The organism is Nostoc sp., from assembly GCF_036916655.1.
In the GTDB taxonomy this organism is placed as follows: domain Bacteria; phylum Cyanobacteriota; class Cyanobacteriia; order Cyanobacteriales; family Nostocaceae; genus Nostoc.
Genome location: NZ_JBALFY010000079.1, coordinates 123,032 through 135,216, shown reverse-complemented (window position 1 = coordinate 135,216; position 12,185 = coordinate 123,032). Strand labels below are relative to the sequence as shown.

General features: G+C 42.3%; 12 protein-coding genes. 3 read left to right on the top strand and 9 right to left on the bottom strand.

What is annotated here, in order from left to right:
• Nucleotides 1-21 precede the first annotated feature (21 nt).
• The 4 genes from V7L31_RS22535 to V7L31_RS22520 all read right to left on the bottom strand — a co-directional run bounded on the left by V7L31_RS22535 (nt 22) and on the right by V7L31_RS22520 (nt 4,141).
• Nucleotides 22-1,287, bottom strand: a complete 1,266-nt coding sequence (locus V7L31_RS22535; protein WP_334698325.1) for a DUF4912 domain-containing protein — start codon at nt 1,285-1,287, stop codon at nt 22-24.
• A gap of 685 nt (nt 1,288-1,972) precedes the next feature.
• On the bottom strand, nt 1,973-2,509 hold the full coding sequence (gene pyrR / locus V7L31_RS22530) for a bifunctional pyr operon transcriptional regulator/uracil phosphoribosyltransferase PyrR (protein WP_334698324.1): 537 nt from the start codon (nt 2,507-2,509) through the stop codon (nt 1,973-1,975).
• Nucleotides 2,510-2,672: 163 nt separating this feature from the next.
• Nucleotides 2,673-3,644 (bottom strand): adenosylcobinamide-phosphate synthase CbiB, encoded by a 972-nt coding sequence (gene cbiB / locus V7L31_RS22525; RefSeq protein WP_334698323.1) that lies wholly within the window; start codon nt 3,642-3,644, stop codon nt 2,673-2,675.
• 56 nt (nt 3,645-3,700) lie between these two features.
• Nucleotides 3,701-4,141: an Rrf2 family transcriptional regulator gene (locus tag V7L31_RS22520; protein ID WP_292853777.1), complete on the bottom strand. Its 441-nt coding sequence runs from the start codon at nt 4,139-4,141 to the stop codon at nt 3,701-3,703.
• Nucleotides 4,142-4,592: 451 nt separating this feature from the next.
• Here V7L31_RS22520 and V7L31_RS22515 point away from each other — a divergent pair, with 451 nt between their 5' ends.
• Entirely contained in the window at nt 4,593-5,006 is a 414-nt protein-coding gene (locus V7L31_RS22515; protein WP_179068863.1) for an AbrB family transcriptional regulator, read from the top strand.
• A 127-nt stretch (nt 5,007-5,133) separates the two neighbouring features.
• Here V7L31_RS22515 and V7L31_RS22510 read toward each other — a convergent pair whose 3' ends face one another.
• Nucleotides 5,134-7,038, bottom strand: a complete 1,905-nt coding sequence (locus V7L31_RS22510) for a chloride channel protein (RefSeq protein WP_334698322.1) — start codon at nt 7,036-7,038, stop codon at nt 5,134-5,136.
• Nucleotides 7,039-7,489: 451 nt separating this feature from the next.
• Between V7L31_RS22510 and V7L31_RS22505 the strand changes: the two genes are divergently transcribed.
• On the top strand, nt 7,490-7,876 hold the full coding sequence (locus V7L31_RS22505) for a hypothetical protein (protein ID WP_334698321.1): 387 nt from the start codon (nt 7,490-7,492) through the stop codon (nt 7,874-7,876).
• 194 nt (nt 7,877-8,070) lie between these two features.
• Here V7L31_RS22505 and V7L31_RS22500 read toward each other — a convergent pair whose 3' ends face one another.
• Together V7L31_RS22500 and rppA are read right to left on the bottom strand one after the other, a co-directional pair.
• Nucleotides 8,071-9,351: a sensor histidine kinase gene (locus V7L31_RS22500; protein WP_334698320.1), complete on the bottom strand. Its 1,281-nt coding sequence runs from the start codon at nt 9,349-9,351 to the stop codon at nt 8,071-8,073.
• 225 nt (nt 9,352-9,576) lie between these two features.
• Nucleotides 9,577-10,257: a two-component system response regulator RppA gene (gene rppA / locus V7L31_RS22495; RefSeq protein WP_334698319.1), complete on the bottom strand. Its 681-nt coding sequence runs from the start codon at nt 10,255-10,257 to the stop codon at nt 9,577-9,579.
• A 139-nt stretch (nt 10,258-10,396) separates the two neighbouring features.
• Here rppA and V7L31_RS22490 point away from each other — a divergent pair, with 139 nt between their 5' ends.
• Nucleotides 10,397-10,783 (top strand): hypothetical protein, encoded by a 387-nt coding sequence (locus tag V7L31_RS22490; protein WP_334698318.1) that lies wholly within the window; start codon nt 10,397-10,399, stop codon nt 10,781-10,783.
• 15 nt (nt 10,784-10,798) lie between these two features.
• On the opposite strand, the gene V7L31_RS22485 is transcribed toward V7L31_RS22490, so the two are convergent.
• Both V7L31_RS22485 and V7L31_RS22480 read right to left on the bottom strand, forming a co-directional pair.
• The gene (locus V7L31_RS22485; protein WP_334698317.1) at nt 10,799-11,284 is read right to left on the bottom strand and encodes an SRPBCC domain-containing protein; all 486 of its coding nucleotides are present in this window, start codon (nt 11,282-11,284) and stop codon (nt 10,799-10,801) included.
• Nucleotides 11,285-11,585: 301 nt separating this feature from the next.
• Nucleotides 11,586-12,011 (bottom strand): universal stress protein, encoded by a 426-nt coding sequence (locus tag V7L31_RS22480; RefSeq protein ID WP_334698316.1) that lies wholly within the window; start codon nt 12,009-12,011, stop codon nt 11,586-11,588.
• Nucleotides 12,012-12,185: the final 174 nt, after the last annotated feature.

Below are 12,185 nucleotides of genomic sequence, written 5' to 3'. Positions count from 1 at the left end.
AGTTAATCTGAGAACCAAAACTTAAGGAAACCATTCTAAAACAGCTTCTTCTTTGGTGTTAGTATTTCGAGATGGTGTTTCACGATTAAATTTCATTTGAATTGATCGGGTTTGTTCACCATCAGCAGCTACAGCCAAAATCGGATAGTCAATTAAACCATCTTGGAAGGACATCTGGAAACGGAATGTTCCATCTGGATTTAGCTTAATTGGACGTCCACCAATGGTTACGGTAGCATCGGGTTCGGTTGCACCGTAGACGATCAATTCAGCATCAGCAATTAACCAGAATTTGCGTGGACGCACTGGTACAGCAGAAGCCGAGAAGCCAACACCTGATATTCCTGCACCAGAAGCGGTTAAACCAGATGCCCACAGACCAACACCTGAGGGGAAAATGTAGGAACTGAGAGCTTGTTCGGGACGCGCTGAACTTGGTACTTGATGCTGAGAACCAAAGATAGAACCAGCAACCCGTAGCGCTTCGGCAGATTCGGCTAAACCAAAGATTTGGTCGTAGATGGGGTTGCCGTGATTCAGGTTGCCGTTATTTACAACAGTATTACCATTAGCGGTAGCTGCAACCTTCTTGGCAGGGGGAACTAGTTCGTATTGAGTCTTGCCACGCAAATCTTCTTCTTCAAAGTTGACAGTGATGAAGACATCTTCTATCCAGTCAGAAGGATAGACGGGTGGGATGTGTACTCTCGATGAACGAGCTAGTACTAACCAGCGACCATCAGCAGTACGATAGCCGATATCGATCACATAATCGCGATCGCTAACTGGAACTGGTAGATACCATTCTCTAGCTAGTTCATCAGCTGGATATTCTTGAATACTGTGGGGGCTTTGGTATTCGATATCAATGTCGGTGACATCATAAATCCGCAGTGCGAGTTGTTGTCCCCCTTGGCGGCGCAGTTCTTCTTTGTGTTCATTGGGTACATCCCAGTAAGTGTAAGCCCACTGAGGATCGCGCGGTAATAGTACAATCCGGCTGTCACCATAGCCAGATGGCAAATCTGCCAGTCCTTCATCAACATCAGCTAAAGATCCGCCAGTACGATCTTCCTGACCTAATTCAAACTTTGCAGCTTCCACGGTTTCTTGTGCCTCCAATGAACGAGATGGACTGAGTAAATTTTTGCTGCGCTGGACTTCTTGTATTGATGCCAGCAGTTGTGATTTACGCATTCGACTATAGCGAGAGATGCTATGTTCGCTAGCAACTTTGCGTAGTTGGCGTAAGGTCATCTCCTCTAGTGGCGGGCGTTCTTTTGCCATTAATTTGGCCTCCAGTAGTTTAAGCGGTAAATGATTTCCCCTGGTTAAAGAATGCTATATAAAATCTCATCCACTCCAGATGAATTTCTTATCCTGACTTCTGGTTTTGCCCAGTTTTTAAGTTTTTTAATCTGTTTTTAAATTGAGGTAACATCCTTGCAATTCCTGATCGTGCCAAAATTAGCATTTCTTTGGGATCGTGAGGAGTTCTGTTTGTTAAGTCAATATTAACCACTAAGCATATCTAGGGATCAAGGGGTAAGAAGTAGGTTTTTTGCCTATTTCACGAATTTATTAGCCCTTCCGGGATCATAATGTCATGTTTTCATAACATTGCTGGCGAGTTTGAGATTACAGGATTGAGATAATATAGATTTTTCATGACATTAAGCTGTAGGTTAGCCAAAAACCGCAATCTACTCAAAGGGATTGGGCGTTTGCCCAATGACTAACGACTAATCAAATATTGAAACTGTTTATATTCTCGAAGACTGCCAAAATCAGTCTCAGTTTTTGTCATCTCTCGGCATTTAGGATTGAGGGTGAGGTAAACCAGGGATATAAATTGTATGTTATTTAATTCTTATTCCTTAGTATGAGTGTAGTGATCGCAGCTAAGTTTTTGAGCAGAAAACTCGAAACCCAAACCAGAAGCGCTATAGTTTCGCCTCCCAACTCCTAATACCTAATGACTAATCAACTCGACTGCATCTCGTCCATCCAAATTTTGTAAGTAAACTTTGACTATTTCTTCTTTAGCAGTAGGCAACTTTTTGCCAATAAAATCTGGGTGGATTGGTAATTCTCGATGACCCCTATCTACTAATACAGCTAAACGAATCACCTCTGGCCTACCGTAATCGTTAACTGCGTTCAAAGCAGCACGAATTGTCCGTCCTTTGAAAATCACATCATCCACGAGTACAACTGTTTTGCCTGTAAGGTCAAAGGGAATTTCGCTTTTCGTTGGAGTCCGCAATCCAATTTTGTCGAGATCATCTCGATAAAATGTAATATCCAAAGCGCCGACTGACACGGCTACACCTTCCAGTGTCTCAATTTGACGCGCCAGCAATTCAGCTAATAACACACCTCTGGTATAAATACCAATAAGCACCAGTTGAGACAAATCACGCGTCCTTTCGATAATTTGAGAGGCCAGTCGAGTCAAGGTACGACGGATTTCTTCAGATGAGAGAATTTCAACTACTTTGGCAGACATAGCTACAGGCTGAAGATATGGGGACTGGGGATTGGGGATTGGGGATTGGGGATTGGGGATTGGGGATTGAGGAATAACTAATACTTCTCTATGAGAGGCTGCGGCAACAGCAAGGCTTAATATAATTGCTTAATGCCCTATTCCCCATTCCCTATATTTATCATTACCGATTTGGGAGCATTAAGAATATAGCGATCGCTATCCCCAACCATAGCAAAAAACAATATCGAGTTAGCTGTAAAGCATTCTGAATAGAAGTTGTAGTAATGGGATAAATAGCATCTCCTAGCAATGGTTTGTACTTAGCTACCCCACGATACCAATTTGTACCCCCCATCTGCACACCCAAAAAAGCAGCATAGGCGCATTCACTCCAGCCAGAATTGGGACTAGGATCGTTAACTGCATCCCGACGACAAATTCGCCAAAGGTACATCGGTTTACCCGATAACAGTGCCAGAGTCACAACTGTTAACCGACAAGGTAGCCAAGTTAAACAATCTTCTAACCGCGCACAGAACCATCCCAAATAAGTATAGGGTGCTTCTCGGTAGCCTACCATTGAATCAAGGGTACTGCTAGCTTTGTATGCTAAAGCCAAGGGAGTCGGCCCGACAACTGGTATAAAAACACCAACAATTGCATAAAAAAGCGGAGCCATGACCCCATCAGTGGCATTTTCTGCAACCGTTTCTAAAACGGCTCGCGAAATTTCTGCTTGTGAAAGGTTTTGTGTATCTCGACCAACATAATTACTTAAAATCTTCCGAGCCTTCTCTAAATCTCCTGTTGTTAAAGGTTGTAAAACAGCCTCCGCTGCTGCTTGTAAACTTTTGCCAGCAAAACAACTAGCCAAAAGAATGCTATTTACTGCAATTCCTAGCAGTGGATGAACCAATCTGGCAATTTGAATTATCAAAAAACCAACAAGCCCGCTACCAATTATCAAGATAATACCTAGTACAATTCCAGCTAGGCGTTGTGTTAGAGAATTTTGACACAATTGAAGAGAAAATTTGCTCAGGCGAGAAATTACCCACCCCATAACTTGCACTGGATGAGGCCAATCCCAAGGATCGCCAATTAAGTAATCTAAAAATGAAGCAATTATTAAGATATAGATATTATTAGTCATAAGTTACAAGTCTTGGGTTAAAAGTCAAGGATCAATATTTGGCTACTGACTCTTGACTAAACCACAAAACTAGCCTCTTCTCCAAGGGAAGCTTGCCAACTACGAGCATCGTAATAAAGGTCTGCTAAAGTAATACTGTACAAAGCTTCTTTGAGCTTTTGGTTGAGTCTCTGCCAAAGACTAAATGTTACCCAATCTTCAGCTTGTGTCGGTGCTGGGGTGTGATGGGGTAAATGGCTAGTCTCACCAACTGCTTCTAAAATTTGTCCTATAGATATTTGTGCAGGCTCTCTTGCCAATTGGTATCCGCCAATGCTACCACGAATTGATTTGACTAAAGACGCACGACGCATTTCTATTAGTAGTTTTTCAAGATAAGGAGCCGGGATATCTTGGCGTTTAGCGATCGCTCTTACAGATGCAGGACCATATCTTGGCTGTAAACTTAAATCTAGCAACGCCTTCACACTATAGTGTCCTCTGGTAGTTAGTTTCATTTTGGTAAGCTTTGTTGTTTATCCTTTGTAATCATTGACTAATGACTAATACTTCTCTATAAGAGGCTACGTCAACGGTAACGCTCAGTAAAAGTTACAAATGACCAATGATTAATGACTAAGGATCAGTTTTGCTTATCATTCTGTGACTCAGTTATCATCCTTAGCAACTAGACAACCTTTTGAGCGTTAGTTTAGAAAACTTAAAACTTATATAGTCTAGCAGGAATTCACAAACTCAAACTATATATATAGTTATCACTATTGGTAGCATTCTCTAAAATAGATTGTCTTGGCAATATTTGGTAATAGCATAACAATTGTGCATCTGAGTGTAATATACTTGGCTAGGTTGAGATAAAAAACTAAAGGATTATGTTCCTATTAGCTCAACCTCAGCTAAAATAAAATCGATTCAAACACTTCAAACATTCATTTTCGACCTAAGTTGATGCCTAAACTGAAAAAAATTGAACCCCTACTCGGTGAAGAACTGCTCAAAAAAGTCAAAGAGCTAGAAAACGAGAGCAAGGAAGATAAAGCCAAGAAATGCGGCTACTATACCGTTACCAAAAATGGTATAGAGCGCGTCAATATGATGAAGTTCTTAAATGCCCTAATTGATGCAGAAGGCATTCAGTTGGACAGTACACCCAGCGCTAATGGGCGTGGTGGACGTAGTGCTAGCTATAGAATTAGTGTGCAATCGAATGGTAACTTACTCATAGGTTCAGCTTATACAAAACAGATGAATCTTAAACCAGGAGATGAATTTCTGATCACTTTAGGCAAAAAGCACATTCGCCTAAGACAGGTAGATCCAGAAGATCGCGAAGATGATGAAGCCATAGAAGCTACGGCTTAATAAACGGTCATTAGTCAATACTCAGTTGTCATTTGTCCTTTGTGAAAAACAATGACTATAAACAGTCATTAGTCAAGTGCCATTTGTCCTTTGTGAAAAATAATAAGCAATGACTAATGACTAATGACTAATGACTAATAGCTATATCTGTGGTAGGTAAGACTGGTAAATAGTGGCGAAGTGCCTTGCGCGTTACTGCTAAATTGCAGGTTAATGCAATTTGCTCTTTTTCTAGTAAACCCAAAATGAGATCGGGTTTGTCTCGTGCTATCACAGGTAATTGATGCAAACCTCGAAGACTCATTCGGTCTAAAGCTTCAGATAATAATTCATCTTGCCAGGCATAGAGAATTTCAGTAGTACAAATGTCTATGAGGGTTTGACTGGATAAATTATCTGGAATTTCAGTTAGCGAATTTGGATATGTTTGCCAAAGATCGAGGGCACGGTTAATATCTTCTAGAGAGAGTATACCAACTAATTGCTCTGCTTCATCAATTACTAAAGCACTGCGGACGCGATCGCGTGTCATTTCCACAGCTGCATCTAACACCCCAAGAGTTGCAGATAACTTTTTTGGGCAGGGGTACATGGCATCTTCTACCAAAATTTGCTGCACAATTTCTGCTTGTTCATCTTTCAATTCCGAAAGACCAATTTGCTGTAAGTTAGAGTTAGAGTTAAAAGTTGGTTTCATCCTTTCCACTAGCCAAACACTCAAGCCCACAGCTGCCATCAATGGTAAAACGATGCGATAGTCACGGGTTAATTCAAATAGCATTAAAATAGCTGTTAACGGCGCTCTCACACTAGCGGCTAACACTGCTGCCATTCCCACCATTGCGTAAGCTGGGGGAGCCGCCATTTGATCGCAAATTGCCGGGAATGCCACAGCCAAAATTTTGGCGTAAGCCGATCCAAAAGAAGCACCTAAAAACATTGCTGGTGCAAACAAACCGCCGATGAAACCGCTACCTGTACTAATTGCAGTCATCAGTAGTTTAACCACCAACAGCACCACTAACAGATAGAGTGGAAACTCTACATCCTGAAGCATTGCTTCTACAGTTTCATAACCGACACCCAGAATTTGCGGGAATTTCAAAGCAACTGCGCCAATGATTACACCGCCAATAATTGGATGAATCGGCTCAGGAATTCGTCCCAAAAAAGCAAAAACTGGAACCTTCCCGGCAAAGCAGGCTTTTGCTCCCCGAATTGATTGAGTATAAGCCAGAGCAACTAGGCTAGCCCCTAAACCCAAGCCCAGGTAAAGGGGTAACTCTAAAGGGCTGCGAACTTGGTAAACAGGTAAATCAAAAGCAGGTTGTGTCCCCAAACCGATTTGGGCAATCAATGCTGCTACCACCGCCGCTAGTAGCACCACACTGACAGCAGAAGTAGCAAAAGATGTCGCTCCCATCACCACCTCTAAGGCAAAAAATACTCCAGCGATGGGAGCATTAAATCCTGCTGCCAGTCCAGCCGCCGCACCAGCACCTAATAACAAACGCTGGCGTTCTTCAGACACTTTGAGAATCACAGAGAACAACATCCCAAAATTGGCCCCAATTTCGACACTTGGCCCCTCTGGCCCCAAAGAAGCGCCACTCCCCAAAGAAACAGATGCAGCCAGCATTTTTGTAACTGGTCGTAGTGGCCGCCTAATCTCCGTTCCTTGAGAGGCGGCAATCAGAGATGAAAGTCCAGGGCCAAAGTCTTGAGTGCGCCAACGCATCAAGCCAACAATTAATCCGCCAAGGGTGGGAACGCAGGCTAAAGTCCAAGAACCCCAGACGCCAATTTGACCCATGAAATTTTCTAACATCAGCTGGTGAATCAGCTGAATTAAATAGTGAAAGGTAACTACACCCATACCAGTACCACCGCCAATCAGCACGGCTAAAAATAGCACGACGGTTTCTGGAGATGGTTGAAAACGATTAATTAGGTGAGCTAAAGGAGTGGAAGGTGTAGGAAAGGCAGGTTGTTCCGTTACCTTCCTCAGTTGAGTGGCAGGCAAGAGAGTCATTGAGAGGCGGGGTAAATGTAAGAAAAAATTTAAATTTTTATCTGTTACTTCTCATTGTGAGCCATTATTTAGCAACCGGACAAGTAGACTTGATTTGCTTGATTTACAAAGCTTTAGCTAGATAATGTCATTGTGCAAAATTTTTGTGATGAGAATGGTTAAATGGGAGACAATTATTATTTGAGGGTCAGCGATGCTCAGTTTGGGCAAAGCCAACACTATTCTTTCTAGAGACAAGAAAGTTTCTGTCGGTTGGGTGGACTCACCTGTAAACATTAACTAGGAGTCATACTTGCTTAAATCTAGCTATACTCGTGTTGCGACCATTGAGCCATCCTTGGTAGTAATAGAATGTATGTATGGTTTATGCCTGATTTCAGACCATACATTGATCCCAAGTCAGTATAGCTATTGTTATAGAGCGAGTAAATGGACTAGGCGGACGAGGTAAATGAATATACACACTTTTGATAATCATTATGTTACTTGCCCAATTTGCCAAAGAAATGCTACGCCCAAACCAATTAAAACCCGCATGGGCTTGTTTTGTTGTCCCTATTGCCAGGAACGACTAGTAGTTTGCCAAAGTGGTCATTATGTCCGCGATCCGTTTACTTGGAGACAAATGATGATTTCTTCGGCGCTGCGTCGGCAAAGCCGACCTTTAGCGAGGATTATCAGAGATTTTGTCCTGCTCAAGCGCCCGATGGTGGCACTAGCTGTAGGAAGTGCGATTTTCTTTGGTGCGATCGCTCTTACCCAAGAAAGGATAAGTTACGATCGGCAAATACTTCCCACAACAGAGAAAGTTAATGAACCAGGAAACAAATCTCAGTAAATGGATTAATTTGGTATAAATCAAATTCTACTTTGATTTTTGTAATATTATAACTAAATACTCCGATAAAACCGTGTCTTGTTCGCCCTAAATAAGACACGGTTTTATATTATGTCTACTTAGGGGTTAGTGTTTTCTCTGTTAGTGGGTCGTTTGCTTTAGATTTTCATTATGAATTATCTCTTAAAGGTGATTTAGGAATGGCTCATAAACGGTAATTTTATCTGAAAGGTTGAGCCTTTACCTTCATTGCTCATCACATGAATGTTACCGCCGTGAGCCTGAACAATTTGTTGAGCGATCGCTAATCCCAACCCAAATCCGCCGCTTTCTCTGGCACGTTCTGTATCAACTCGGTAAAAGCGATCGAAAATGTAAGGTAAATCTGCCTCTGGAATTCCAATTCCAGTATCAATAACCTGAATTACTGCCCGATCTGGATGAGGTTCTAAGCGTAACCAGACAGTTCCACCAGACGGAGTGTAATTACAGGCGTTATTGAGCAAGTTTTCCACAGCTAACCGCAGCAAATCGGGGTCAGCCCACAACTCAATGGGTTGTTTTGGTAAATGGCTGATCAACTTGATCGACGTTTTTGCAGCTTGAGTATTGTAATAAATAACTAAATTCTCTAGCAAGCTATTAAGATTAACCTTTTTGAGAGATTCGGGAGTTAATTTTCCCTGATGCCGAGCCAACAGTAGTAGGTTATTAACTAAGGTACTCATCGACTTAGTGCTATCGATGATGTTCTGCACTGAGGGATGGATTTGGGGATGGTCTGCTGCCATTAGTAACCCGACTTGGGCATTGGTCAAAATCGCCGAAAGGGGCGATCGCAACTCATGAGAAGCATCTGAGGTGAAGCGTTGCAGTTGATTATAGGCTAGCTGAACAGGCTGCATGGCTATACCACTGAGTACCCACCCTGTAAGTCCAATTAACCCCAGTGCTACAGGCACAGCCAGCGTCAACATTAACTGAAATTCTCTGAGTTCGTTTTGAGTTTCTGTTAGCGGGATAGCAACTTGCAGATAACCAATGACCGAATTTCCTCCTTGAACAGGTAGCGTGACTTGACGAAGCCAAAGCGTCTCACCTGTAAACTGATCAACTGACTTAATCGTGAGAAACTCAGATGCTATTCCCAACTTTTCTGGAGGTGGAGTACCAAAAAAACGATTGATTTTGCCATTGGGGTCATACCAGCGAACATACACCAATTCAATATCAGCAGGGTGAGAACCACTACCCAATAGCGGTATATTGCTCAGATCGACTTGTTTTTGCCCTTGATCCAGCCGATACTGCGAACTGGCTGCCATTAGCTCTGCTCTTTTATAAAGCAGTTGATCTAATGCTTTGAGCTTGTCTTTTACCTCAAGATTGTAAATGACTCCAGCAAAGAGAATCAGAATGCACCCCATTGAAAGGGTAAACCAACGAGCTAAGTTACGACGACTGCGGTTAAACACAAATAAAAGAATTCAGAAGTCAGAAGTCAGAATTCAGAATTTAAGATGTAATTAAGGGAACTCCAAGAAAGAAATTATCCAATATTGTGGGGTGGGCGTCTCGCCCGCCCAGTCCATAGGGTGGGCATCTTGCCCACCCCACAAGAGTTAATTGGATATTTTTTTATTTGGAAATCCCTAAATCGGATTAGCATTCTACTTGATTGTAGACTCTGAAATTAAATCTCAAGATGGTTCTGGAGGGTTGAGGCGATAGCCCATACCGTAAACAGTTTCAATCCAATCGGCTGCTGCTAATGTTTGCAAACGTTGGCGAAGTTTACGAACTAGAACGGTGATTGCATTGCTTTCTGGTTCACTACCCCACTCCCATACAGCTTGCTCAATCTGGTTACGAGTCAGGACTTGCTTAGGATGACGCATGAAGTACTCTAGCAACTGAAATTCTTGGCTGGAAAGGGATACGATCGCTCCTTGTCGCTCCAAAATTAGTCTATCGAGATGAAGTTCGAGGTCTGCCAAGCAAAGGGTGTCTCCTTGCCAGAGAGGCGATCGCCTCCTCAATGCCCGCACCCGTGCCATGAACTCTATAATATCAATTGGTTTGACCAGGTAATCATCTGCTCCGGCATCTAATCCTATGACTTTATCGGGTGTGGTATCTTTTGCCGTAATCATTAATACGGGAGATGTTTTTCCCGCCGCCCGATACTGTTGACACAAACTTACTCCACTAATCCGAGGTAACATCCAATCCAAAATCAGCAGATCATATTCTTTTTCAGCCAAAAGCCATTGAGCAGTTTCACCATCCTTGACACCATCGACGCTGTGTCCAGCCTGGGAGAGAACCATTTGTAGCGGCATTAATTGCTTTGGATCATCCTCTACCAGTAAGATTTTCATCGCTTTTATACACTTATGCTTGTTTAGAATAATCCATTGAAGCAATCTCAACGTCTTTCATCAGTCAGATTTCAGAGGATTGTCTACTTATTAGGATATACATTAAGTGTGACCTAGCAAAATCAGAAGCAGGTGTAGTGTGTGGCGTATTAATAAACGTTGGCTGCAAGGGCTGGGATTAGAGTTTTGGTTGCCTCTACCACTGGTAGCGATCGTGTTTTGGCTTGGCTGTAGTTTCATTGCTGCTCAAGAGTTAAAGCGACCCTACTCTACGAAGAAAAAACTTCAGTCAGATACTCAGCTTGAAGCACGCGTATCAGTCAATGTGTTGCTTATTAACGCCGTCGTCAACCGAACCAAGAAAATTACCCAGGTAGAAGTAGAAACAGCAGACCCCATTCTGAAGCGATTGGAATTAGAACTTCCAACAATAGAATTCAGCCAAATAGAAGCGACAATTGCCCAAGAACTAGGTCTACCCCGTGAGGATGTTAGAAAGTTAGTGCGCTACGAGGTTGTGGAATAACATTGATCCGAAATCTTAAGAGTCCCCAATCCCTAGTCCCCAATCCCCAGTCCCTAGTTCAATGCGTTCTGCCTTGGTTTTCAATGTTTGGTTCATGGCTTCAAACCCTTGGCGAACGTCGATATTTAATCGACGGGCTAGCAGAGGTACTAGTAAACCCTGGAAAGATTCTTGCTGAATGAAGCGGACGCGTAGGCGTAGCCCGTCGCTTGCTAACGGTTCAATGATAAAGCTATGTTCAACGTCAAATAACCCTGGTATCAAAAAGTGCCATAACCAGCGCAGTTTGCGATTAGGTTCTACCGTAATCACCGTAGGTTGAAAGGTCACAATATCTCTACCCGGAGGCTGAAAGTGAACGGTTAGCTGTGCCCCTTCACTCAACAAACCACTAATTTGACGAATAAACAGATTCCAATGTGGAAAACTCGCAAAATCAGTAAGTAGGTTCCAGACCTGCTTATCAGATGCCTGAATTTCGATTTCAGTGTAGATTTTCATGGTTATGAGTTAATAAAAAAACCATAATTAAAACGCTTGTAACTGATAAAAACAACCCCATGTATTCTAGTCCTAGTAATCGACCAACCCAAAAATTACGAGTGAAGGTAGGCAGATGAAGCAGGGGAAGCAGGGGGAGAAAAGAACTTGATTTTCCTACCATCAAATAAACTCCGTAAATTTTCTTTGGTGGACTACAAGAAAACTAGATTGTTTCTTGTAAAACATAATGAATACTATTCGTATAAAACTCACGTTTGAACAGCAAAATTCTTGTGGTTGGTAGACAGTTTTGAAGGAACTACTGACCTTGAACAACCAGGACGGAACATGGAGCATGATGAACTACGTGATTGCTCACACTTCCTGCTAAAAATTCGGCAAATCCTTTAAGTCCTCTACGACCAAGCACAATCAAATCTGCTCCCCAACTCCGGGCTAAATCACAGATGTTATTCCCAGGATCTCCTGTTTGATAACTAGATTCTGCCATAATGCCTTGTGTTTTCGCTTTCTGATAGTAGAACTGGAGTAAACTTTGTGCCTGTTGTGTTTCTATTTCCAGGTCTACTAAATTTACAGTGACTTGACTAGAAGTTGCTAGCTCAATGCTGTGACCAATCATTAACTGAGCAGCATCTTTTTGGGCTAACTCCAGCGCTTTTGCAAACACGGTTGCAGTAGCAGGTGAATCATCGACTGCTACCAAAATCTTCTTAAAGCTCATATCTAGCTCCAATAATCAATTACTTCATTTTCATTTGTTGTCTTTTAGCTTGAGGGATAAATGTGATTTAAAAGTGAAATTAAGTAAGATAAACGGTTTATTCACTTTTCGTTCACATTCATCAGTAATCCTGGAAAGGAAGCAGAGAAACGAAACTAACCCAACTGAGGTTTA

Bases quoted from the DNA above. Each gene is read 5' to 3' on its own strand.
- V7L31_RS22535 (WP_334698325.1), bottom strand. From the start codon at position 1,287: ATGGCAAAAGAACGCCCGCCACTAGAGGAGATGACCTTACGCCAACTA.
- pyrR (WP_334698324.1), bottom strand. From the start codon at position 2,509: ATGTCTGCCAAAGTAGTTGAAATTCTCTCATCTGAAGAAATCCGTCGT.
- cbiB (WP_334698323.1), bottom strand. From the start codon at position 3,644: ATGACTAATAATATCTATATCTTAATAATTGCTTCATTTTTAGATTAC.
- V7L31_RS22520 (WP_292853777.1), bottom strand. From the start codon at position 4,141: ATGAAACTAACTACCAGAGGACACTATAGTGTGAAGGCGTTGCTAGAT.
- V7L31_RS22515 (WP_179068863.1), top strand. From the start codon at position 4,593: ATGCCTAAACTGAAAAAAATTGAACCCCTACTCGGTGAAGAACTGCTC.
- V7L31_RS22510 (WP_334698322.1), bottom strand. From the start codon at position 7,038: ATGACTCTCTTGCCTGCCACTCAACTGAGGAAGGTAACGGAACAACCT.
- V7L31_RS22505 (WP_334698321.1), top strand. From the start codon at position 7,490: ATGAATATACACACTTTTGATAATCATTATGTTACTTGCCCAATTTGC.
- rppA (WP_334698319.1), bottom strand. From the start codon at position 10,257: ATGAAAATCTTACTGGTAGAGGATGATCCAAAGCAATTAATGCCGCTA.
- V7L31_RS22485 (WP_334698317.1), bottom strand. From the start codon at position 11,284: ATGAAAATCTACACTGAAATCGAAATTCAGGCATCTGATAAGCAGGTC.
- V7L31_RS22480 (WP_334698316.1), bottom strand. From the start codon at position 12,011: ATGAGCTTTAAGAAGATTTTGGTAGCAGTCGATGATTCACCTGCTACT.